The 24,212-nt window shown below is 65.2% G+C and carries 18 protein-coding genes and 1 pseudogene; 5 read left to right on the top strand and 14 right to left on the bottom strand.

Annotated features, from left to right (window positions below):
* The 8 genes and pseudogenes from HV675_RS30175 to HV675_RS30210 all read right to left on the bottom strand — a co-directional run.
* Positions 1–223 (bottom strand): annotated as a pseudogene (locus HV675_RS30175) (type II secretion system F family protein); the annotation flags it as partial.
* On the bottom strand, positions 216–1,619 hold the full coding sequence (locus HV675_RS30180; protein WP_175115121.1) for a TadA family conjugal transfer-associated ATPase: 1,404 nt from the start codon (positions 1,617–1,619) through the stop codon (positions 216–218). The pseudogene HV675_RS30175 and the gene HV675_RS30180, both read right to left, overlap by 8 nt.
* A gap of 3 nt (positions 1,620–1,622) precedes the next feature.
* A complete protein-coding gene (locus tag HV675_RS30185) occupies positions 1,623–2,948 on the bottom strand; it encodes a P-loop NTPase family protein (RefSeq protein ID WP_175115122.1) in 1,326 nt (441 codons plus the stop codon).
* Positions 2,949–3,126: 178 nt separating this feature from the next.
* Entirely contained in the window at positions 3,127–4,626 is a 1,500-nt protein-coding gene (locus HV675_RS30190; protein ID WP_175115123.1) for a type II and III secretion system protein family protein, read from the bottom strand.
* Between the two features lie 81 nt (positions 4,627–4,707).
* Positions 4,708–5,640, bottom strand: coding sequence for a Flp pilus assembly protein CpaB (gene cpaB / locus HV675_RS30195; RefSeq protein ID WP_175115137.1), 933 nt, complete (start codon positions 5,638–5,640; stop codon positions 4,708–4,710).
* 130 nt (positions 5,641–5,770) lie between these two features.
* A complete protein-coding gene (locus HV675_RS30200) occupies positions 5,771–6,262 on the bottom strand; it encodes a TadE/TadG family type IV pilus assembly protein (protein WP_175115124.1) in 492 nt (163 codons plus the stop codon).
* The gene (locus HV675_RS30205) at positions 6,259–6,759 is read right to left on the bottom strand and encodes a prepilin peptidase (RefSeq protein WP_175115125.1); all 501 of its coding nucleotides are present in this window, start codon (positions 6,757–6,759) and stop codon (positions 6,259–6,261) included. Before HV675_RS30205 ends, HV675_RS30200 begins: the two co-directional genes overlap by 4 nt.
* Positions 6,760–6,903: 144 nt before the next feature.
* A complete protein-coding gene (locus HV675_RS30210; protein WP_175115126.1) occupies positions 6,904–7,068 on the bottom strand; it encodes a Flp family type IVb pilin in 165 nt (54 codons plus the stop codon).
* Between the two features lie 630 nt (positions 7,069–7,698).
* Between HV675_RS30210 and HV675_RS30215 the strand changes: the two genes are divergently transcribed.
* The 3 genes from HV675_RS30215 to HV675_RS30225 all read left to right on the top strand — a co-directional run bounded on the left by HV675_RS30215 (position 7,699) and on the right by HV675_RS30225 (position 11,779).
* A complete protein-coding gene (locus tag HV675_RS30215; protein WP_246270639.1) occupies positions 7,699–9,132 on the top strand; it encodes a collagen-like triple helix repeat-containing protein in 1,434 nt (477 codons plus the stop codon).
* Positions 9,133–9,313: 181 nt separating this feature from the next.
* Complete coding sequence (locus tag HV675_RS30220; protein ID WP_175115127.1) at positions 9,314–10,996, top strand: ShlB/FhaC/HecB family hemolysin secretion/activation protein; 1,683 nt, start codon at positions 9,314–9,316, stop codon at positions 10,994–10,996.
* 306 nt (positions 10,997–11,302) lie between these two features.
* Positions 11,303–11,779, top strand: coding sequence for a DUF2147 domain-containing protein (locus tag HV675_RS30225; RefSeq protein WP_175115128.1), 477 nt, complete (start codon positions 11,303–11,305; stop codon positions 11,777–11,779).
* Positions 11,780–11,911: 132 nt separating this feature from the next.
* Here HV675_RS30225 and HV675_RS30230 read toward each other — a convergent pair whose 3' ends face one another.
* From HV675_RS30230 to typA, 6 genes are all read right to left on the bottom strand, one after another.
* Positions 11,912–12,364, bottom strand: coding sequence for a transposase (locus HV675_RS30230; protein WP_175115129.1), 453 nt, complete (start codon positions 12,362–12,364; stop codon positions 11,912–11,914).
* Positions 12,365–12,512: 148 nt separating this feature from the next.
* Positions 12,513–13,610 carry a cell division protein ZapE gene (zapE, locus tag HV675_RS30235; RefSeq protein ID WP_175115130.1) on the bottom strand — a complete coding sequence of 366 codons (1,098 nt, stop codon included), beginning with the start codon at positions 13,608–13,610 and terminating at the stop codon, positions 12,513–12,515.
* 100 nt (positions 13,611–13,710) lie between these two features.
* Complete coding sequence (lpdA, locus tag HV675_RS30240; RefSeq protein ID WP_175115131.1) at positions 13,711–15,141, bottom strand: dihydrolipoyl dehydrogenase; 1,431 nt, start codon at positions 15,139–15,141, stop codon at positions 13,711–13,713.
* A gap of 123 nt (positions 15,142–15,264) precedes the next feature.
* A complete protein-coding gene (gene odhB / locus HV675_RS30245; RefSeq protein ID WP_175115132.1) occupies positions 15,265–16,539 on the bottom strand; it encodes a 2-oxoglutarate dehydrogenase complex dihydrolipoyllysine-residue succinyltransferase in 1,275 nt (424 codons plus the stop codon).
* A 187-nt stretch (positions 16,540–16,726) separates the two neighbouring features.
* The gene (locus HV675_RS30250; RefSeq protein WP_175115133.1) at positions 16,727–19,585 is read right to left on the bottom strand and encodes a 2-oxoglutarate dehydrogenase E1 component; all 2,859 of its coding nucleotides are present in this window, start codon (positions 19,583–19,585) and stop codon (positions 16,727–16,729) included.
* A 397-nt stretch (positions 19,586–19,982) separates the two neighbouring features.
* Positions 19,983–21,809 carry a translational GTPase TypA gene (gene typA / locus HV675_RS30255; RefSeq protein WP_175115134.1) on the bottom strand — a complete coding sequence of 609 codons (1,827 nt, stop codon included), beginning with the start codon at positions 21,807–21,809 and terminating at the stop codon, positions 19,983–19,985.
* A 323-nt stretch (positions 21,810–22,132) separates the two neighbouring features.
* Between typA and HV675_RS30260 the strand changes: the two genes are divergently transcribed.
* Both HV675_RS30260 and HV675_RS30265 read left to right on the top strand, forming a co-directional pair.
* Positions 22,133–22,648 carry a MarR family winged helix-turn-helix transcriptional regulator gene (locus HV675_RS30260; RefSeq protein ID WP_175115135.1) on the top strand — a complete coding sequence of 172 codons (516 nt, stop codon included), beginning with the start codon at positions 22,133–22,135 and terminating at the stop codon, positions 22,646–22,648.
* A gap of 55 nt (positions 22,649–22,703) precedes the next feature.
* A partial coding sequence (locus HV675_RS30265) for an efflux transporter outer membrane subunit (RefSeq protein WP_175115136.1) occupies positions 22,704–24,212 on the top strand: 1,509 nt, incomplete at its 3' end.

Below are 24,212 nucleotides of genomic sequence, written 5' to 3' on the forward strand. Positions count from 1 at the left end.
CGGCCGCCGCCATGCGCGACGCACCGCCCGCCGCACTGCCCGCTGTGCCGCCGCTGTGTGTCGCGCTGGTGTGCGCCGTGCGCGTGGCACTGGCGAGGTGGCTGTCGATAAACCGCTCGGTGCTCGCGCGCCCGCTGTGCCGCGCGCCGCGCTGCGCGAACCACAACGCCGCCGCCACACACAGCAGCGCAAGCGCGGCCGCGAGCACCGCGGCGCTAGACATTGAAGCCCCCATCGTCGCCGCGTCCACCGCGGCCGCTGAATGCGCCCAACCCACCGCCAGACTCGTCGCCGAATGCGCCACCGAATGCCGCACCGCCCGTATGCGCCGCCGCGAGGTTCTGCCTGTAACGCGCGAGCTTCGGCGAATGCGGATGGATGCCGAGCGACGTCCAGCGATCGATCTCCTCCCCTTCGGGCGTCGTCAGCGGTTCGTAGCGGTAAAGCTCCTGCGTCGCGATGATCGTGTCCGACATGCCGGTCACTTCGGTGATCGACAGGATGCGGCGCCGCCCGTTCGACAGCCGCCCGATCTGCACGATAAAGTCAATCGCGTTCGCGATCTGCCGCCGCAAACTCGACTCCGGACCCTGGAAGCCCGCGAAGCCGGCGAGCATCTCGAGCCGGTACAGGCATTCGCGCGGCGAACTCGCGTGCACGGTGCCCATCGAGCCGTCGTGTCCGGTGTTCATCGCCTGCAGCATTTCGAGCACCTCGCCGCCGCGCACTTCGCCGACGATAATGCGATCCGGCCGCATGCGCAGCGTATTGCGCAGCAGGTCGCGGATCGTCACGAGCCCGGTGCCGTCAAAGCCGCCCGGGCGGCTCTCGAGACGCACGACGTGCGGATGGTTCAGCGACAGCTCGGCGGTATCCTCGATCGTCACGACCCGCTCGCGTTCGGGAATATGAAACGCCAGCGCGTTGAGCAGCGACGTCTTGCCCGAACTCGTGCCGCCCGACACCAGCACGTTGCAGCGCGCCTCGACCGCCGCTTCGAGCAGCGCGCCGATCTCCGGGTCATACGTGCCGTTGCCGAGCAGGTCGTCGGGGCGCAGCGGGTCCTTGCGAAACTTGCGGATCGACAGCACCGGGCCGTCGATCGACAACGGTTCGATCACCACATTCACGCGCCCGCCGTCGGGCAGCCGCGCATCGACCATCGGGTTCGATTCGTCGAGCCGCCGGCCGATCGGCGCGAGAATGCGCCGCACGATGCGCAGCAGATGCGCGTTATCGACGAAGCGCACCGGAATTTTCGACAGGATGCCGGCGCGCGACACATACACATCGTTGTAGCCGTTGACGAGGATGTCCTCGACGTTCGCGTCGTTGAGCAGGTCCTCGATCGGGCCGAAACCCGCGAGCTCCTGGGTCAGCGACGCGGCGATCAGCCGGACTTCGCTCTCGTTGATCGGAATGCGCCGCAAACGCACGAAGCTGTCCATCTCGAGATCGACAAACTGGTGGATCGCATGGCGCGACCAGCGGCCGAATTCCGCGCCGAGCTCTTCGATGCGCGTAAGCAGATGCTCGTGCGCCGCGTTCTTGATGTCCTGGAACTGCTGGCTGTGAGCGAAGGCCGGCACGTCGTCGGCGAATCCGGAGTCTTTTGCCATCGTCTATGACCGCTTGTTCGAGGTTGGAATGAACCGCCGCCATGCATCGCGCACGGCCGTCGCGGCAGACCTGCCGCGCGCGCTTCCGGCGGCAGCGGAGCCTGCTGCATGCACGTCCTGTGCCGGGTTCGCGCCGCTGCCTGCCGACGCCAGCGCCGGCCCGCCGTCGAGATGGCCGGCGAGCGCCTCGAGCGCGCGCACATACGGATCGCGCGGCGCGATCTCGGCAAGCAGTTGTCCGTGGTTTGCCGCGCGACCGAGCGCGATGCGCCGCTCGGGCAGATTCGCGAGCCATTCGATATCAAGGCGCTGCGCGATCTGCTGTGCGGTGAGACCGAGCTCGCGGTCGTACTTGCCGACCACCAGCTTCAACTTGTGTTGCAGCCGCTGCGAGTCGGGCACCGCGGCGCGCAGCGTATCGAGCATCTGCGCAGCCGATACGATCGACGCGACGCAAGGGTCGCACACGAGCCACGCTTCGTCGGCGGCCTGCACGACGTTTGCGATAAACGCGCTGTCCGGAAACCCGCCGAGATCGACGATCTGCTGATCGAAGAACGCGCGCAGCCGGTTCAGCAGACTCACCGACGCGGCATGCGACACCTGCCGCAAGTCGCCCAGATCGGGCGGCAGCGCGGTGAGCGCAAGACCGCTTGCGTGATGCGACAGCGCGGTATGCACGAAGGTCCGATCGAAGCGGCGCAGATTGCGCACCGCTTCGACGAAGTGAAACTCGCTTTGTGCGTCGAGCAGCAAGGTGCCGTCCGCGGCCGGCAGACCGAGATCGAAGAGCAGCGCCTCGCGCCGCGACGCCGCGCCGCGCCGTTGCAACCGCACCGCGAGGTTGGCCGCGAGCGTGCTCACGCCCACGCCGATACGCGCGCCGAGCAGCACCGTGAGCCGCCCTTGCCGGCTCACCGGCTCGGCGATGCTGTCGATCAGCTGCCGCACGATGGCTTGCGCGTCATGCGGCGTCTTCGACAGATCGATAAATTCGCGCACGCCCGCGCGCAATGCGGCGAGCGCGCTGTCCGGCTCGGCCAGCGTGCCGACCGCGACCACCTGCAGCCCGGCGCACGCGTCACGCGCCACCTGCACCGCCTCGCTCGCGGCCGCGATCTGGCCGCCGGAAAAATCGACGAACACCAGCAACGGATTGCGCGCCGCGATGCGCTGCGCGAGTGCCGCCGGCTCGAGTCCGACCCATTCGAGCGCACCGGCTTCGGCCAGCGCACCCGCCAGCCACTGCGCGTGCCGCTCGGTGCCCGATGCAAACACGAAATAATCTGCCGCCGTGTGCTCAGTCAAACCGTTCACTCTCGCGTTCATACTGCATTTCCTTTGCCGTACCGCTCTTTACTGCGTCTCACCGTGCCTCACCGCCCTTTACCGCCCTTTACCGCGGCTTCCCGCTCTTCACTGCCCCGCACCGCCCTGACCGTTGCGACGGTCCGTATCGGCCCGCGCGGACCGGCATCGCAGCCGGTCTTCCCGCACCTGCGTCCGTCTACTTCGAGAAGCCCGGCGCCGCATCGGTCGACAATGCACCGCCAAGCAGCGAGCGCCAGACCGGCCCGTCGCGCTGCTCGGAACGCGCGCCCGGCGTGTCCGGCAGCGCCGCGCCCTTCGCGAGCGGCGACACCAGATGCGGCGTCACGACAATCACGAGTTCCTTGTCGGTCTGCTGATAGTTGAGCTGCTTGAAAAACACGCCGATCACCGGCAGGTCGCCGAGCAGCGGCACCTTGTCGACGTTCGACGCGGTCTCGCGATCGATCAGCCCGCCGATCACGAAGCTCTCGCCGTCGCCGAGTTCGACCGTCGTATCCGCGCGGCGCGTCGTAATCGCCGGCACCGAGATGCCGTTCACCGTCACGGAATGAACGAAGTCCAGCTGGCTCGCTTCGGGCGCGACTTTCAACGCGATCCGCTGCGGGCTCAGCACGGTGGGCGTCAGCGTGAGTCCGACACCGTACGGCTTGTATTCGATCGACGTGGTGCCAAGCGCCTGCGGCACCGGCACCGGAATCTCGCCGCCCGCGAGAAAGCTCGCGCTCTGTCCGGACAGCGCCACAAGCGTCGGCTCCGCGAGCACGCGCGCGAGGTTGTTGCTTTCCATCACGCTCAGATTCGCAAACAGGTCGTGCGTGGCCGAACCGAACACCAGATTGAATGCGGATGAAATCGGCATGGTCGACTGGATCTGCGCGCCGTTCGGCCCGAGCGACGCCGACGTCAACGCGGACGGCGCGAACGAACCGAACGAGAAACCATTGTTCTGCTTGAAGAAGTTGAAACCGATCTGCTTGAGCACCGCGCGGCTGAACTCGACGACCCGCACATCGACCTGCACGACCGGACGCGTGGCGACGGTCGACACATCGATGGTCGCACCGCCTCCTTTGTTGTCCTTGCCTTTGCCGGCGGCGCCGTTTGCGCCACCGTTTGCACCACTGCCTGCACCACCGTTCGCGCCGCCGTATGCGGCGCCGTTCGCCGCGGAGCCGACCGCGCTGCCGACCGCGCTGCCGGCCGCGGCGACGGCGCGTTGATGCGCTTCCATCGACGCCGCGCTGCCTGCGATCACCGCATTGCCGCCGAGCACCGCCAGCGTGCCCGTATCGTTGCCGAGCAGCGCACGCGCAGCCGCCGTCACGACGCTGACGGTGAACGTGAGCGGCGTGTCGTTGCCGCGCTCCCACAGCATCACGCGCGTCGTGCCGGCGCCCTTGCCGACCAGCAGCACGCCGCCACGCCGGTCGCCCTTGACGATCAGCACATCGGCGACCGACGGATCGCCGACCGCCACGCGCTGCAGCGCGCGCCCCTGCGCAAGCATGCGCTGCTCGCCGACCGCCAGTTCGAGCGGCGCCGCGGCGTCCGCCGCTGCCGCCGAGCCCGCGTGTGACGGTACGGCGTTCGCTGCCAGGCCCGCATACGGCGCGCCGATGAGTGCCGCCGCACCCAGGGCCGCCACGATGCTCACAGCCAGTCGATGAAATTTCATGTGTGTCATGCACGCGTACCGTGGTACCGGAGCGACCCGTCGCTGAAGCATTCGGGGTCGTTCAACAAGGTGGATAGCCGATCACCAGGCGACGGTTTCCGCGCGGCCTCCCCGTATGACTTCGATATCGTGATGCGTACCTGCTCCCGCGATGACGCGTGCGGGTGTCTTCGGGCTGTTATGCGCGGCGGGCACAGGCGCTCGCGCTACCGCGTCGCCTGACAATTCCTCAAGGGAAATGCCGGTCGCCGCGCGCGTCGATCCGGACGCGCGCGCGGTCGACTTCGCGGCCGTCTTCAGCACGCCTTCGGACGCGGGCAACGCGGCCATGTCGGCCACCTCCGCATCGCGCGGATTGCGCAGCGCGAGCACGAGGCGCCCCGCGCCTTCGGCAAGCGTCAACGAGTCGACCTCGGCAATCGGTACCGCGAGCACCGCGGTGCGCGCCGCCGCATCGGTCTCTCCGCCGCCCGGTGCGCCGTCGCCCTTGCCGAACGCAATGACGCGCACGCGCGACAGCAGCAGCCGCGCCTGGGTCCGCTCGACTTCAGCGTTGCTACCGACTGCGCCGTCGCGCTTCAACGTGAAGAACACGTCGACGAAATTACCGGGCCGCAGCCGGTTGCCGACCGCGTTGCTTTCGTCGACGCGCACGGCCACCGCGCGTTCGCCCGGCTCGACGCGCTCCGCGAGTCCTGAGGATAACTGCGTATCGAGCACCGGCACCTGCGCGCCGATGTCGGTCACGGGTACGCGGCCGGCGAGCAGCGCCGGGTCGTTGAAGGCGCCGATCGGATTGATCGGCAACTTTTCGACGCGCAGCGCATCGACGGCGATCGGTTTGCCGGCCGGCAGCGCGCGCGTCGCCACCACCACGGGAAAGCTCGCTTGCGCAACGGGCGCGACCGGCCGCGCGGGCGGCGGCCGGCGCGCCAGCATCCACGCGAAAAGGCCGAGCAGCAAGGCCGCTGCGACCAGCAGGACGGCAATGATCCGGTTCAGGTTCTGCATGATGAGCGCCATGTGGGAGCGGGCAGCGGCGGGACCGGCGCACAAGCAAGCACGCAAAGGAGCACACAGCGGCATACACGCCGCTTCGGCGAAGCGTGCAGGCGTTGCGAGCAATAGCGAATGGCGCGATACGTCACAGCAGAAACCCCGGGTTGAGCTGGATCATGGCCGTGCTCGTCAATTGCGCGGGCAGCACGATGTCGAGCAGCGGCACGGGCGGCACCAGCGGCCGCGCGGCGTAGTCGTAGCTGAGGGTGACCGACACGCACTCCATCGTCGGGTCATAGGTGCACGGATTCGGCGTCGCCTCGCAGTCCGCACGCGCGGCGAGCCAGTTCGCCATGCCGGTCGCCGTCTCGCAGGCGGCGGCGACGCGCTTCGCGAGCGCGTCCGCGTCGTTGTCCGCCTGCTGGAAATTCAATGCCGCGCGCGCGCCCTCTTCGGCGGCGAGCGTCAGACTCTGCTGCGCAACGAAGATCAGGCTGAACGTGACGATCGCATAGAAGATGATGAAGAAGAGCGGAAACAGCAGCGCGAACTCGACCGCCGTCGCGCCACGCTCGCCGCGGCTCGCGCAGGCCATGCGCCGGCGCGAACCTCGTCCGTTGCTGGAGGCGCGGGTCATCGCGCAGCCCCTGCGAGCATCTGCCCGCCGAACGCGATCCATGCGCCCACACTCAGGCAGGTCGCATAGGGCGTTGCCCGGTAGCCGTGCAGTTCGAAGGTCGGCGGGCCGCGCCGCACGAGCGCCAGTGCGCGGGTGCGCGTCGCGATCAGCACGAACGCCGCGTGCGCGCCGGCCAGGACGCTCGCGATCAGCCAGAGCTCGGGCAGCAGCCTCAGTCCGCACCATGCGCCGAGCACCGCGAACACTTTCACATCCGCCGCGCCCATCAGACGCAGCGCAAAGAACGGCAGCAGCGCGGCGAGTCCCGCGAGCGCGCCCAACGCGGCCTGCATGGGCGCAATGCCGAACGGCGCACGCGCGGTGAACGCGCAGAGCAGCGCCGCTGCCAGACCGGCGAGCACCAGCGAATTGCGAATGCGCCGGCTGCGTAGATCGCAAACGGCGACTGCCATCGTCCATACGACGAACAGCATGCGTTCGACCAGAATCAACATAGAGAATCCGCGAGGCGAAGGGAAACGCTACGGCCACTCACATGGCCGCATGCCATTTCCGTCACACATGCCGAGGCAGCACGAACGTCACGGAGACGCTCGCGCTGCTACTGCTTCTCAGGGTTTGCTTTTCCTTCAGTCAGGCTACTGAAGCGCCGTCAGGATGTTCTGGAAGATGGTCTGGAGCTGAGTCCCCACATTCGTGACGGCAGTCGCGATCACGACCGCGATTAATCCCGCAATGAGTCCGTACTCGATTGCGGTTACCCCCTCGTTTTCTCTCAGGAACTTTTTTGTCAACGTTTTCATTTCGGCCCTCGTACTTTATTGATGATCTATTCATTTCACATAAACCCCATCCGTTAGAAATACGAACGATGCGTCTCTCTTCGCACCGCCGTGCACGCTGACTGCGCGCCTTGCTTTCAAACGGCCCTGCCTGTTTTTTTCAACAAGTCGACTCGTACCTGATGTATTCGATAACGCCTCCTGCAATGACGAAGCGCGTGCCTCGTTTATAGCCTGGTCATTTCGAATAAGCAATTGCGCGAATCCTGATCGACAACATCGTTGCATGCGCATCGAAATTTTCTTGACAGCCTAACGGCAATATCGCAAGCCGAATGCATTCAGTTAAACCCTGGTTCAGATCGAAATTCGTTTTGCGTGTGTTCATCAGACGAATCCGTGCGTCGCACCGCGCGTAACGTGCGTCGACGTAACGACACGCACGGTTCGTTACGTTACGCCGGTTGGTTCGCGCACGTTACGACACACGCGTATCGCCTCGCCCTCATTCCTCCGTCACCCGCGCATTCAACGCTGACGCGCGAAGCGCGCTGCGCTCGCGCGTGAATGCGCAACGCGCATACGCAATGGCATAGCTGTTGCACTAGCGGGGCTGCATCACTCAACAACAAACGGAATATCGAGGGCGAAATGAACACCACCATGACCCAACGCAACACGCTACGCATCGCATTACTGACCACGGCGATCGCCACGCTGCTTTCACTCAGCGGCTGCGGCGGTTCGGGCACGCTCAGTCACGGCACCGGCGGCAGTGGCAGTGGCAGCGGCGGCGGCGAGACGACCACCACCGGCGGCGGCAACACGACGACCACCGGAGACAACACCAACCCGACCAATCCAACGAACCCAACGAACCCGACCAATCCAACCAATCCGACTTCGACTGCTGCGAACCAGGTCGGCGCTGTCGCCGGCAACGCGGGCGGCATCGTGTCCGACCTGGGCAGCACGGTGTCGGGCGTCGGCAGCACGATCGGCTCGCAGACCCTGCCGGTCGTCAGTCCGCAGACGATGCAGGCGCTCGGTGGCGTCGTGCAGAACCTCGGCAACACGGTATCGACGCTCGGCGACGGCGTCGCGCAAGGACTCGGGCAACTCGGCGCGAGCACGGATCCGGTCGGCACCACCGTGTCGAGTCTCGGCGGCGTCGTCAACGATACCGGCAAGACCGTGTCGAGCGCCGGCACTCTCGTGTCGAGTCTCGGCAGCGGACCGCTCACGCCGCTTGCGCCTGTCACGTCGGCACTCGGCGGCGCCGTCAACGGCGTCGGCAACGGTGTGAGCGATCTGGGCAATTCGCTCGGCAGCACGCTGTCGTCGGCTCCGGTCCAGCAGGTCACGCAACAACTGAGTTCGGTGATCACACCGATCACCTCGACGGTCGGCCTGACGACTCAGGCGGTGGGCAACGCCACAGGTCTCGGCGCGCCGCTCGACAATGTGCTGACGAAGCTCGGCGGCGCGCTGGTGAATACCGGCGGCGCGCTCAGCGCGAGCGGCGGCGCCAGCAATCCGGCGACCGGCGGTCTCGGCAATGTCGTCGCCGACACCGGCAAGACGGTGATCGCCACCGGCGGACTGTTGACGAGCAGCGGCGCGGGCGGTTCCAGCAATCCGCTTGCGCCGGTTGCCGGCCTGCTGGGCGGTTTGTCGGGCAGCGCGGGCGGAAGCAGCGCGACGGGCAGCGGCCCGCTCGCGCCGATCGCGAGTCTCGTCGGCGGCGTATTGGGCGCACCGGGCGGCACGACGGGATCGAGCGGCGCAGGTGGCGCAGGCAATGCGGGCGGCGGCTCGAATGGCAAGGGGCTGCTCGGCGCGGTCGCGGGCCTTGTGCCGACCGTCACCGCCACGGTCGCCGGCAACGTTTCGGTTGCGCCGCAGGCGAACACCGGCAGCGCGAGTCACTCGAATCCGACCGTATCGGGCGGCGGCGCCAATACGGTTAGCAGTGCGGTCAACAGCGCGGCCAACGGTGCAGTCAACAGCGCGAACCCGTTGGCGGGCCTGACGTCGGCAGTAGGAGGACTGCTCGGCGGCCTGGCTCCGGCGGCACGCAAGTAGCGCCTGGGTGCTCACGTGCCCCGCGCCGGAAGGGGCACGTGAGGTTGTCTGCGCGATCGGTTCGGACTACGATCGACGGGCGTTTGCGGCACATAAGATGCACGCGCAGCTCAACGGGCATGCGAAAGCGTTCCGCGCACGCGGCACGCATACAACAAGATCGATCTGAGAGCAGAGAATCATGAGACCGGGGAACATGCATTGGGCATTGCTCATCGGCGCGGCCCTCGCGGGCGCCGTTCACGCGCAATCGCGGCCCGCCGTCAGCGGCAACCCGCTGGACGCGCTTCCGCAAATCAAGGCGCCGGACAAACCGAACGTCACGGTGCAAGTCGAAACGCAAACTCCACCGCTGCAACAGTTGCTCGCGCGGCATCTGACGCCGTCGAAGATCCAGGTCGAAGGCGTGAAGTCGATTCCATTCGACGACGTCGCGCAACGCTTTACGCCGCTCGTCGGCAAGGACGTGACGATCGGCCAGCTGATCGAGGTCGCGGACGGTGTGACGAAGCTGTATCAGGCGCGCGGCTATGCGTTGTCGTTCGCGTTTATTCCGGCGCAGACGTTCGACGATGGCGTGGTGCGCGTAACCGTCGTCGAAGGTTATGTGTCGCAGATCAAACTGTCCGGCAACGCCGGCGCACTCGAAGGCCGGATTCGCGAACTGGCTGCGCATATCAGCGCGGACCGGCCGCTGCGGCGCGCGACCTTCGAACGCTATATCAACCTGATGGGCCGCCTGCCCGGCGTCAAGGTCGGCGCGAATGTGCCGCCGCCGCAGACCACCGACGGCGCGACCACGCTCGAACTCGCCGTCGAGCATAAGCCGTTCGACGTCAGCGCCGGCATCGATTTCAATCGCCCCGGCGTGCAGGGACTGCTCACCGTTTCGGAAAACGGCCTGACCTCGCTCGGCGAACAGTTGAGCGTGTCCGCGCTGCTGCCGAAGGGACGCGACAACGTCACCTACGTGGCCGCGCACGGCGGCCTGCCGATCGGCAGCGACGGCCTCGCGGCCGCGCTCGACGCGTCGCATTACCGCGGCAACCCGACCGACAACCCCGGCCTGCCCGCGAACATCCAGCGGACGGTGATCAACGACAAGCTCGCGATGTCGCTGAACTATCCGCTGATTCTATCGAACACGCGCAATCTGACCGGCTCGGTGAGCGGCTACGCGTCGCACGATGAAGACCGTTACCACAACCAGGACAACGGCGCGCAGATCGGCTTGCGTTCGCAGGTGCGCGTGCTGCAATTGCAGGCCGACTACGCGGAGGCGGACGGCAGCACGGTGCGCAAGGCGAGCGTCAATGTCGCGAAGGCGTTCGATATTCTCGGTGCGTCGAAGGCCGGCGATTCGAACGTGCCGGGCACGACGACCGTCAATCCGGCGTCGATCACGTTTGTGCGGACCGGCGCGAGCGTGTCGCAAAGCAATCAGTGGCCGCTCGGCATCGGCACGACGATCGCGGCGACCGGGCAGTACAGCCCGGATTCGCTGCCGACCTCCGAACAGATCTCGTTCGGTGCGCAACGCTTCGCGCTCGGCTATCAGCCCGGCGAGACATCGGGCGATTCGGGATGGGGCGCGTCGTTCGAACTGAACCGTGCGTTCGCACCGGGCTTCGCATGGCTGCGCACGATCACGCCTTATCTGTCATTCGACGTCGCCCGCGTGTATTTGCATGCGGGGACGCCGGCGCCGTCGCATCTGTCGTCGATTGCGCTCGGCGTGCGTATTTCCGACGCGAAGTACTACAGCCTGGATCTGTCGGTCGCGAAGGCGGTGGCCGATGCGCCGATCGAGAGCGCGTCGCGCAGCCCGCGCATCAACGCCACCTTCTCCTACCAGCTGAACTGAGCACGGCGGCCCGGCGATTAGAAGTTTTCTTATCAAACGCGCTACCCGCATTCACGTATTCTGCCGACTGCCGCGCCGGGTCCGCAGCCGAACCGCGAACTCGCATCGCGTGGCCGCGGGTCACAGCGGGTCACACCAGGTCACACCCGGGGTCGCACGCGAGCCGCACGCGGACGGCACCCGCAGCGACAAACGTGCAAACGAAACATCAAAACAAGCCGCCCGGCAATGTGATTCACAATGCATCCGGACCGCGATGACGCCGCGCGTCTCGCCTTCGACGCTTCATAACAAGGAGGACAACGCATGACGCAATTACCCGGACGCGCACGCGTCAACTTTCACGCGCTGTGCCGCGCCGCCCTGGCGGGCGTGCTCGCGGCAAGCGCCGTTGCCGCGTTTGCGCAAAGCGACAGCCCGGTCGGCACGTGGCAGACGATCGACGATCACACGCATCAGCCCAAGGCGATCGTCGAGATCACGCAGGACGACAACGGCACGCTGACCGGCAAGGTGATCAAGGGTATCAACGAGGAACCCGGCCGCCGCTGCACCGCGTGCACCGACGCGCGCAAGGACCAGCCGGTGATCGGCATGACGATCATCAACGACATGAAGAAGGACGGCGACGTCTGGGACGGCGGACAGATTCTCGATCCGGGCAACGGCAAGGTCTACCGCTGCAAGATGCACACCGAAGACGGCGGTCAGAAACTGATCGTGCGCGGCTATATCGGCGTATCGCTGCTCGGGCGGTCGCAGACCTGGATCCGCCAGAACTGAGTGAAGGCAGGCGCGAGCGCTTCCTTCTGTTCGCTTCGCGCGCAAAAAAACCGGCCGGCAACGTCGGTTGCCGGCCGGCCCTCGCTTCAATGCCGGTCTGCCTGCGCGAGCCGACCGGTCATACCGCGCGGTTCATGCCGCGTGCTTGAACGCGCGTGCGTAGTTGAACACCGGCGCGACGACCGGCGTGCCGGGCGCCGGCGCTGGCGTGACAGGCGCAACGGGGTCCGTGCCGTCCGCCACCGGCAGCTCGCCGGTCTGTCCCGCGATATGCGAGCGCATCCGTGCTTCCATCGAGTTGCACAGGTCGGCGCCGGCCGTGCCGAACAGCTGTTCGAGCAGGCGTTTGAGGACGCCTGACTGATGCCATGTCTTGAAGCGCCGATGGCAGGTTTGATAGGACGGGTATTTACGTGGCAAGGCCGACCACGTCGCACCGCTGAACATCACCCACAGCACGCCGTTCAGCACGGCTCGGGTATTCGCCAGCGGCCGGCCGCGCAATTCGGAACGCGGCCGCAGTTCGGGAAGCAGCGGCGCGACGCGCAGCCACTCTTCATCGGTCAGATCACGGTACGGGGTCAAGGTGTTCTCCTTCGTCGATATCTCGACGACGATATCGATTCGCCCCCACACCGAATATCAGAACAATCCGAATCTTGAAAATGCGACGCGTCCCTATGCCATTCGGCCCAGGGACGCGCGCGTTATCTCGATCAGGTGAACCCGCGTACTACGTAAGCGACGTATCGACGATGCGCCGCGGTGTATCCAGGTACTCCCTCGACTGCATCTCGACGATGCGCGATACGGTTCGCGTGAACTCGTTGGCCATCGGTCCTTCGACGTATAGCTGTTCCGGCGGCACCGCGGCTGACATCAGCAGCTTCACCTTGTGGTCGTAAAACACGTCGATGAGCCAGGTGAAGCGGCGCGCCTCCGACTGCATGCGCGGCGTCATCTGCGGCACTTCGGAGAGAATGACCGCATGGAAACGCGACGCGAGTTCGAGATAGTCGTTCTGCGAACGCGGGCCGCCGCACAGCGTCGCGAAATCGAACCAGACGACGCCGTCCGCGCGGCGCAGCGCCTTCAGCTCGCGCTTTTCGATACGCAGCAGCGGGCTTTCGTCGGGCACCGCCGCGAGGCGCGCGTACGCGTCGCGCAACGCCTTGTCCGCGGCCGCGCCGAGCGGCGTGTGATAGACCTCCACCTGCGACAGCGTGCGCTGCCGGTAGTCGACCCCCGCATCGACGTTGAGCACGTCGAGCCTGCTCTTGATCAGCTCGATCGCGGGCAGCATGCGATCGCGATGCAACCCGTCCGGATAGAGCGTGTCCGGATCGTAATTGGACGTCATCACGAACTGCACGCCGTTTGTGAAGAGCCGGTCGAGCAGGCGGTACAGGATCATCGCATCGGCGATGTCGGACACGTGAAATTCGTCGAAGCAGATCAGCCGGTAGCGCTTCGCGATGCGGCGCGCGAGTTCGTCGAGCGGGTCGGCCTGCCCTTTCAGTTCCTCGAGTTCGCGATGCACCTCGCGCATAAACTCGTGGAAGTGCAGGCGCGTCTTGCGCTTGAGCGGCACGACCATGTAGAAGCTGTCCATCAGGAAGCTCTTGCCGCGCCCGACGCCGCCCCACATGTAGACGCCGCGCGGCAGATCCGGATGCATGATCAGCTTCATGAACGCATTCGGCCGGCGCGCCTTGTACGCCACCCACTCTTCGTAGCATTGCTGCAGACGATCGACCGCCGCCTGTTGCGCGGGATCGGACTGATAACCCCGCGTCTGCAGCTCGTTTTCGTAGTATTCAGTGACGTTCATCTCGAACAACCGGACGGCAAGATAAGACAAAGGCGGGCGGGATCGAACCCTGCCCGCCTTCGTCGTGATACCCAATGCGAGGAATCGGGCTCTTTCGGACTTACATGTTGAGCGCGCGCTTGTCGACGGCGAGCGCCGCTTCACGCATCACTTCGGACAGCGACGGGTGCGGATGGCAGATGCGGCCGAGGTCTTCCGACGCGGCCTTGAACTCCATCGCGACCACGGCTTCGGCGATCAGATCGGACGCATTCGCCGAGATGATGTGCACGCCGAGCAGTTCGTCGGTCTTCGCGTCGGCGATCATCTTCACGAAACCGTCCGCCTTGTTGATGCCGAGCGCGCGGCCGTTCGCCATAAACGGGAACTGGCCCGTCTTGACCTCGCGGCCTTCCGCCTTCAGCTGCTGCTCGGTCTTGCCGACCCACGCGATTTCCGGCTCGGTGTAGATCACCCACGGAATGCAGTTGTAGTCGATATGCGGCTTCTGGCCGTCAATGATCTCGGCCACCAGCACGCCTTCGTCTTCGGCCTTGTGCGCGAGCATCGGGCCGCGCACCACGTCGCCGATCGCATAGACGTTCGGCACGCTGGTCGCGCAGTGCGCATCGACATCGATAAAGCCGCGCTCGTTCGCCTTCAGGCCGATCGCCTCGAGGCCGAGGTTGTCGGTATTCGGCACACGGCCGATCGACACGATCAGGCGGTCGGCGTCGAGCGTCTGCGCGTTGCCGTCCTTGTCCGTGTACGCGATCGACACGCCCTTGGCGGATGTCTTCACTTCGCCGATCTTCACGCCGAGGTGGATATCGAGGCCTTGCTTCCTGAACTGCTTGGCGGCTTCCTTCGCGAGCGCCTGGTCGGCCGCGCCGAGGAATTCGGGCAGCGCTTCGAGCACCGTGACGTCGGCGCCGAGACGCCGCCACACCGAGCCGAGCTCCAGACCGATCACGCCCGCGCCGATCACCGCGAGCTTCTTCGGCACGGCGTCGAACGACAGCGCGCCTTCGTTATCGGCGACGAGCGTGTTGTCGACCGGGATGTTCGGCAGATGGCGCGCCTTCGAACCCGTTGCGATGATCACGTTCTTCGCGACGACGGTTTCGGTCTCGCCCTCGCCGCTCACTTCGATCTGCACGCCGGCGTCGCTCTTGCCGGTGAACTTGCCATGGCCCTTGAGCCACGTGATCTTGTTCTTGCGGAACAGGAATTCGATACCCTTCGTCATCTTCTCGACGATGCTTTCCTTGCGCGCGAGCATCTTCGCAATGTCGACCTTCACGTTTTCCACGCTGATGCCGTGGTCCGCGAGGTGATGCTGCGCATTCTCGAACTCTTCCGACGACGCGAGCAGCGCCTTCGACGGAATGCAGCCGACGTTCAGACACGTGCCGCCGAGCTTCAGCGCGCCGGCCGGGTTCTTCCACTTTTCGATACAGGCGACGGACTTGCCGAGCTGCGCGGCGCGAATGGCCGCGATATAACCGCCGGGACCGGCGCCGATCACGACGACGTCAAATTCTTTGGACATGACAACCCTTTTCGATGGCGCAGCGACGCGCGGCCACGTTTCGTGGCGTGGGCGCGTCGCCGCGGTACAGACTGCGTACTGGCTACCTGGAACGGCAGGAAGCGACAGGAAGCGGCGTGCAGGTTACAGGTCGAGCAGCAGGCGCGCCGGGTCTTCCAGCGCATCCTTCATCGCGACCAGCGACAGCACCGCTTCACGACCGTCGATGATCCGGTGGTCGTACGACAGCGCGAGGTAGTTCATCGGACGGATCACGATCTGGCCGTTTTCGACGACCGCGCGCTCCTTGGTGGCGTGCACGCCGAGAATCGCGGACTGCGGCGGGTTGATGATCGGCGTCGACAGCATCGAGCCGAACACGCCGCCATTCGAGATCGAGAACGTGCCGCCGGTCATTTCTTCGATCGACAGCTTGCCGTCCTTGGCCTTCTGGCCGAACTCGGCGATTTTCTTCTCGATGTCCGCGAGGCTCATCTGGTCCGCGTTGCGCAGGATCGGCACAACGAGGCCGCGCGGCGAACCGACCGCGATACCGATGTCGAAGTAGCCGTGATAGACGATGTCGTTGCCGTCGATCGACGCGTTCACCAGCGGGAACTTCTTCAGCGCATGCACCGCCGCCTTCACGAAGAACGACATGAAGCCGAGCTTCACGCCGTGTTCCTTCTCGAAGCGGTCCTTGTACTTGTTGCGCAGATCCATCACCGGCGCCATGTTCACTTCGTTGAACGTGGTCAGGATGGCGTTGGTTTGCTGCGACTCGAGCAGACGCTCGGCGATCCGCGCGCGCAGGCGCGACATCGGCACGCGCTGCTCCGGACGGTCTTGCAGCCACGACTCCGAACCCGGCGCCTTCACGTCCGGCAGCGACGGCTTCGCGGCCTTCGGTGCGGCCGGTGCCGGCGCGGCCTTGGCGGCCGGCGCTGCCGAACCCGCGCCCAGCACGTCCTGCTTCGTGATGCGGCCGTCGCGGCCCGTGCCAGCGACGTCGCCGGCCGACAGGTTCTTCTCGGCCATCAGTTTCGTCGCAGCCGGCGACGACGCTGCGTTCGCATTCGCGGCGGCGGCGGCCGGCGCGGCAGCGGCTTGTGCCGGAGCGGCGTCGGTTTGCGGAGCCGGCTTCACTTCGGCTTCCACCGCGGCGGCGCCCGCCTTGCCGTCGGTGTCGATCTTGGCGATCAGTTCATCGGCGACGACGATATCGCCATCGTGCTTGATCACTTGCGCGAGCACGCCGGCCGACGGCGCCGGCACTTCGAGCACGACCTTGTCGGTCTCGATTTCGATGAGGATTTCATCCTGCGTCACTGCTTCGCCCGGCTTCTTCTTCCACTGCAGCATCGTGGCTTCCGACACCGACTCGGACAGCTGGGGAACCTTGACTTCAACAATAGCCATGTGATTTTCCTGGAATACGTATTTGGGTAACGGCGGTAAACGGCGTGTTCTAAGGCCGGTAGGCGAACCGTCGCCGCACTGCGCGCGCCCGACGCGAGGCTTCGATCAGAACGAGGTGCGCTCGCGGAAGCGGTCGGCGGCGGTGCGGGAAAGCGCGGCTCGCGCTTTCCCGGTTCGCGTTGTCGTTTTATTTGACGATCGATGCGCCCTTCAGGCGGCCGAAAGCGCCTTCGACCAGCGCCTTCTGCTGCTCATAGTGCTTCGCGTAGTAGCCGACCGCCGGCGATGCCGATGCGGGACGGCCGCTGTAGGCGAGCTTCTGGCCTTCCTTCATGCCTTCCATCAGGTGATGCTCGATGTAGAACCACGAACCCTGATTCTGCGGCTCGTCCTGCACCCACACCACTTCGGTCGCGTTGTCGTACTTCTTGATTTCCGCTTCGAACTGCTTGTGCGCGAACGGATACAGCTGTTCGATACGGATGATCGCGACGTCGGTCGCCTTCGCTTCGCGGCGATGCGCGACGAGGTCGTAGTACACGCGGCCCGAACATGCCAGCACGCGCTTGACCTTCTTCGGCTCGATCGCGGCGTCGACTTCGCCGATCACCGGCTGGAACGAACCCTTCGCCAGTTCCGACAGATCCGACACGGCTTCCTTGTGACGCAGCAGCGACTTCGGCGTGAAGACGATCAGCGGCTTGCGGAACAGACGGATCATCTGACGGCGCATCAGGTGGAAAATCTGCGCCGGCGTGGTCGGCTGCACGACCTGCATGTTGTGGTCCGCGCAAAGCTGCAGGAAGCGCTCGATACGCGCCGACGAGTGCTCCGGACCCTGGCCTTCGTAGCCGTGCGGCAGCAGCATCGTCAGACCCGACACGCGGCCCCACTTCACTTCGCCCGACGAGATGAACTGGTCGATCACGACCTGCGCACCGTTGACGAAATCGCCGAACTGACCTTCCCATGCGACGAACGTATTCGGCTCGGCGGTCGAGTAACCGTATTCGAAACCGAGCACCGCCTCTTCGGACAGCACCGAGTCGATCACCGTGAACTTCGCCTGGCCGTCCGCGACGTTCTGCAACGGCACATACGTGCCGTCGTTCCAGCGCTCGCGGTTCTGGTCGTGCAGCACCGAGTGACGGTGCGTGAACGTGCCGCGGCCCGAATCCTGGCCGGTCAGGCGCACCGCGTAGCCCGAGGCGACCAGCGACGCGAACGCGAGATGCTCGCCCATGCCCCAGTCGAGCGGCGCTTCGCCACGACCCATCGCACGGCGGTCGTTGATCACGCGCTCGACGAGCGGGTGCACCTTGAAGTTTTCGGGAATGGTCGTCACGCGTTCGGCGAGGCGCTTCAGTTCCGCGAGCGGCACGGCCGTATCGGCGGCGTCGGTCCACTTGCGGTTCAGGAACGGCACCCAGTCGACCGCGTACTTGCTCTTGTAGTTCGACAGCACCGGGTCGATCGTGTGATGACCTTCGTCCATCGCCTTGCGGTACGCCTTGACGAATTCGTCGCCTTCTTCGGCGCTGATCACGCCCTGCTGCACCAGCTTTTCCGCGTACAGCGCGCGCGTGCCCGGGTGCTTCGCGATCGTCTTGTACATCAACGGCTGCGTGACTGCCGGCGTGTCCTGCTCGTTGTGACCCAGCTTGCGGAAGCAGATGATGTCGACGACCACATCCTTGTGGAATTGCATCCGGTAGTCGATGGCCAGCTGCGTGGCGAGCACGACTGCTTCCGGATCGTCGCCGTTTACGTGCAGCACCGGCGCTTCGATCATCTTGACCACGTCCGTGCAATACAGCGTCGAGCGCGAATCGCGCGGATCCGACGTGGTAAAGCCGATCTGGTTGTTGATGACGATATGCAGCGTGCCGTGCGTGCCGTAACCGCGCGTCTGCGCGAGGTTCAGCGTTTCCATCACGACGCCCTGGCCGGCGAATGCCGCGTCGCCGTGAATCTGCACCGGCAGCACCTGCAGGCCCATGTCGTCGCCGCGGCGGTCCATGCGGGCCTTCGCCGAGCCTTCGACGACCGGGTTCACGATTTCAAGGTGCGACGGGTTGAAGGCGAGCGACAGGTGGACCGGGCCGCCTTCGGTCGAGACATCCGACGAGAAGCCCTTGTGGTACTTCACGTCGCCGGCCGGCAGGTCGTCGACGTGCTTGCCTTCGAACTCGGCGAACAGGTCCGCCGGCATCTTGCCGAGCGTGTTCACCAGCACGTTCAGACGGCCGCGGTGCGCCATGCCGATCACGATTTCCTGCACGCCCGCAGCACCCGCGTGATGCACGACTTCGTCCATCGACGCGATAAAGCTCTCGCCGCCTTCCAGCGAGAAGCGCTTCTGGCCGACGTACTTGGTGTGCAGGAAACGCTCGAGGCCTTCGGAGGCCGTCAGGCGGTTCAGGATGTGCTTCTTCTTCTCGTTCGAGAAGTTAGGCGTCGAACGGATCGACTCCAGACGCTCCTTCCACCAGCGCTTCTGCTCAGGATCGCTGATGTACATGTACTCGGCGCCGATCGTGCCGCAGTACGTGTCGCGCAGATTCTTCACGATGTCGCGCAGCGACGCCTGCTCGAAGCCGAAGTACAGCGCGTTCGCGTTGTACACCTGGTCCATGTCGGCTTCGGTGAAGTCGTAGAACGCGGGTTCGAGTTCGGGAATCGGGGGACGTTCGCGGCGCTTCAGCGGATCGAGATTGGCCCATTGCGAGCCAAGGAAGCGGTATGCGTCGATGAGGGACTGGACGTAAACCTGTTTGCGGGCGGTGGATTCTTCCGCACCGCCTGCGACGCGCGGCACAAAGGCATTCGCCCTCGCGCGCTGCGCAAACGATTCGACGATCGGGCCGTGAGCCACATCGTTGGCATTCGTGCCATCCGAGGCCGGAACGTTCTGCAATGCGTCGAAATAGCTGCGCCAGTTCTCGGGCACTGACGCCGGATTATCGAGATACGCTTCGTACAACTCTTCTACGTACGGAGCATTGCCGCCGAACAGATACGAGTTCAGCTGGAATTGCTTCATCATGTTTACGCTCACCTTTCGTCGAGTTTCTCGAGAAATAGCGGGTTGTTGAACCTTCCGCGACACGGCCTGACCGTTTAGCGGATTGCGCGAATCAAGTCTTGCTTGGAAGGACCTAAAACTTGCATCCGCGGAGAATAGCACATAACCATTGCGAATGCCTGCTTGTACAAGGCCTGAAGGCCCGTTGGAAAAGGCGTTGCGGGCGGCCGCGCGGGTCGCGGCCGCCGCACTGCGAATAACACACGAGTCTTTGTGCAAAATCGCAACAGTCGCGCCGTTTCATTTGATATATCAGGGCGAAAGACGATAAAAAACCGCCGGATAAAGGCGGTTTTTTATTCAGCGACTGCAAAGCCGATTGCCGAAAACCAACACCATGGCAAGCGCGGCGCGGACCTCAGTCCACGGCCGTTTCGCGGCTTGCCTTGCGGCGCTCGTGTTCCTTCAGATGACGCTTGCGCAGACGAATGGATTGCGGCGTCACTTCGACGAGCTCGTCGTCGTCGATGAATTCGACTGCGTATTCGAGCGACATCTGGATCGGCGGCACGAGGCGCACGGCTTCGTCGGTGCCCGACGCGCGCACGTTGGTCAACTGCTTGCCCTTGATCGGGTTGACGACGAGATCGTTGTCGCGGCTGTGGATACCGATCACCATGCCTTCGTACAGCGGATCACCCGGCTTCACGAACATGCGGCCGCGATCCTGCAGCTTCCACAGCGCATAGGCAACCGCCGCGCCGTCGTCCTGCGAGATCAGCACGCCGTTGCGGCGCTCGCCGACCGACCCTTCCTTGATCGGACCGTATTCGTCGAACACGTGGCTCATCAGGCCGGTGCCGCGCGTCAACGTGAGGAATTCGCTCTGGAAGCCGATCAGACCGCGCGCCGGAATACGGTATTCGAGACGCGTGCGGCCGCGGGCGTCGGACGCCATGTCGATCATTTCGCCCTTGCGGCGGCCCAGTTCTTCCATCACGCCGCCCTGGTGGCCGTCTTCCACATCCACCGTCAGCATTTCGTACGGCTCCTGCTTCACGCCGTCGACTTCCTGCAGCACGACGCGCGGCCGCGACACCGCCATCTCGAAACCCTCGCGGCGCATGTTTTCGATCAGGATGGTCAGGTGCAACTCGCCGCGGCCCGACACTTCGAATACGGTTTCGTCGCCGGTGTCGCGCACGCGCAGCGCGACGTTATGGTTGAGTTCCTTCATCAGGCGATCGCGAATCTGCCGGCTCGTCACGAACTTGCCTTCCTTGCCCGCGAGCGGCGACGAATTCACCAGGAAGTTCATCGTCAGCGTGGGTTCGTCGACGGTGATCATCGGCAGCGCTTCGGGCTTGTCCGGCGCGCAGATCGTCGCGCCGATACCGATGTCTTCGATGCCGTTGATCAGCACGATGTCGCCGGCCTGCGCCTCCTCCACCTGCACGCGCTCGAGGCCCTCGAACGACAGCACCTGGTTGATCTTGCGGTTCAGCACCTCGCCATCCGGCCCGAAGCGCAGCGCGACCTGCTGGCCGGGCTTGATGCGGCCGCGGTTGATGCGGCCGACGCCGATCCGGCCGACGTAGGTCGAATAGTCGAGCGATGTGATCTGCAGCTGCAGCGGACCGTCCGGGTCTGCCGGGCGCACCGGCACGTGCTCGAGAATGGACTCGAACAGCGGCCGCATATTGCCCTCGCGCACGCTCGGGTCGAGCCCCGCGTAGCCGTTCAGGCCCGACGCGTACACCACCGGGAAATCCAGTTGCTCTTCGGTCGCGCCGAGCTTGTCGAACAGATCGAAGGTCTGGTTGATGACCCAATCGATGCGCGCGCCCGGCCGGTCGATCTTGTTGACGACGACGATCGGCTTCAGGCCGAGCGCGAGCGCCTTTTTCGTGACGAAGCGGGTTTGCGGCATCGGCCCTTCGACCGCATCGACGAGCAGCAGCACCGAGTCGACCATCGACAGCACGCGCTCCACCTCGCCGCCGAAGTCCGCGTGGCCCGGCGTGTCGACGATATTGATGTGGGTGCCCTCGTATTCGACTGCGCAGTTCTTCGCGAGAATCGTGATGCCGCGCTCTTTTTCGATGTCGTTCGAATCCATCACACGTTCGGCGATGTGCTGATTTTCGCGGAACGTGCCGGACTGGCGAAGCAACTGGTCGACGAGCGTGGTTTTGCCGTGGTCGACGTGGGCGATGATGGCGATATTGCGAAGAGCGCGGGACATAGGGACCTGAGGACAAATTGAGCGCGCCCGCCGACGGATCCTGAGCGGATTCCGAACGCAAAGCAGGCGCACTTCCGGGAACCGCATATTCTAGCACGCGGCGATGACGCCGTTCGCGCATTTCCCCGTGTATTCCCGGATAGGCACCGCGCGAAGCCGCTCCCGACACGGTCCCGGCGCTGCCGCCAGCTGCGAAACCGCCGCCGCGCCCGTTGCCCGCTTGAGTAACAAGACACCTTTACCTAATCTGTAAGAACGCTTGCCACGTCAATTAAGCGTTCTTATAATCGTGTCTAGTCAACCATTGCCACCACACGAGAATCATGACGGACCCGTCCACCACGCCGCCGCCCGAAATCCGCGATTACCAGCTTGCGGAAAGCGTCGGCTACCTGATTTCCCGCGTGAAATCGACGATGTCGAACATGGTCACTCAAAAGGCGATGGCCGAGCTCGGCATCACCAGCACGCAGGCCAGCATCCTGTTTATGGTCGCGAGCGGCAAGTGCCTGCTCGCGGCCGAACTGGCGCGCGAGTACGGCATCGATGCGAGCGCGGTCACGCGCCTGATCGATCGCCTCGAAAAACGCGGGCTCCTGACCCGCGTGCGCAGCAGCGAGGACCGGCGCGCCGTGCGTCTCGCGCTCACCGCGGAAGGCTGCGCGATCGCCGCGAAGCTGCCGGCCATCTTCACCAGCGTGCTGGACAGGCTGCTGTCCGGTTTCACGCCCGAAGAAACCGGATTCCTCAAAAGCATGCTCCGGCGGGTGCTGGCCAATAACGTCGATTCAAACAGCATAACCCGTGACACGGCAAGCAATTCCGACGCCAGGCAGTAACAAAGTAGTTGCAGTGTCCATTACTAATAGTGATTAAAAATCTGGGGACGGTTAGATGAAGTCGCACCTGTCGTTCGCGCCCGGCCGGCCGTGCCGGGCTACCGCCGTTTCCGTTGCGTCGGTCGCGCTGACGGCCGCGGCCCTCGCGCTGTCGGGGTGCGCGAACTACGCCGGGATCGGCAGCGACAAGCAGGTCGCCGCGCCCGAGCAATACGAGAGCTCGCAAAGCGTGCCGAATGAGGGCGGCGCCTGGCCGTCGCTCGACTGGGCCAACCAGTTCGGCGACCCGCAGCTGCCCAGGCTGATCGACGAGGCGCTGCTTGGCAGCCCGTCGATCGCGCAGGCCCAGGCGCGTCTCGCGAAGGCGCAGTCGTATATCGAAAGTTCGCGCTCCGCGCTATTCCCGCAGGTCACCGGCAGCTACACGTGGACGCGCGAGCGCTATTCGCCCAACGGCCTCTTCGCACCGCCGATCGGCGGCAAGTGGGACAGCGAAAACAGCGTGATCGCGAGCGCGACGTGGGAGCTCGACCTGTGGGGCAAGAATCGCGCGAAACTGGCAGCAGCCGTATCGCAGGAAAAAGCCGCGCAGGCCGAGCTGCAGCAGGTGCGCGTGACGCTCGCGACGTCGGTCGCGAGTACCTATAACCGGCTCGCGCAGCTCTATGCGCTGCGCGACATCGCGCAGCGCGAGATCCAGAACCGGCAGACGGTCGGCTCGATCACCAACGACCGCGTCGGCGCCGGGCTCGACACCAACGTCGAGCGGCAAACCGCGAACGGCGATATCGCGACCAGCCAGTCGACGCTCACCGACCTCGACGGTCAGATCACCGTCGTGCGCTATCAGCTCGGCGCGCTGCTCGGCAAGGGACCGGATCGCGGTCTGCAGATCGCACCGCCCGCGCTGAATGCGGGCGGCGCCGTGTCGATGCCGGACGACGTGCCCGCCGACCTCGTCGCGCGCCGCGCCGACCTCGTCGCCGCGCGCTGGCAGGTCGAAGCGGCGCTGCACGGCGTGAAGGAAGCGAAGGCGGAGTTTTTCCCCGACGTGAACCTCGCCGCCAGCTTCGGCTTCGATGCGTTCGGCTGGAGCGACCTGCTGCTGTGGGCGAGCCGCCAGGTGATGGCCGGCCCGGCGATCCATCTGCCGATCTTCGACGCCGGCGCATTGCGGGCGCAGCTCAAAGGCCGCTACGCGGACTTCGATCTCGATGTCGCGAACTACAACCAGACGCTCGTCAACGCGCTCAACGACGTCGCGACGCAAATCACGTCGATCCGTTCGACCGACAAGCAGCAAGGCGACGCGCAGCGCGCGCTCGATGCGTCGACGAAGGCCTACGAGCTCGCGGTGATTCGCTACCGCGCCGGCCTGTCGCCGCAATTGCAGGTGCTCAACGCCGACGACAACCGGCTCGCCGCCGAGCAGACGGTGACGAATCTGAAGATGCGCCGCCGCGACTTGCAGATCGGCCTCGTCAAGGCGCTTGGCGGCGGCTTCGACGCGACGGCGATGGGCCTCGCTGCACCGGCGCCCGGCGCCGCGCCGGCAACGTCATCC

The organism is Paraburkholderia solisilvae (assembly GCF_902859875.1).
GTDB classification, from domain to species: domain Bacteria; phylum Pseudomonadota; class Gammaproteobacteria; order Burkholderiales; family Burkholderiaceae; genus Paraburkholderia; species Paraburkholderia solisilvae.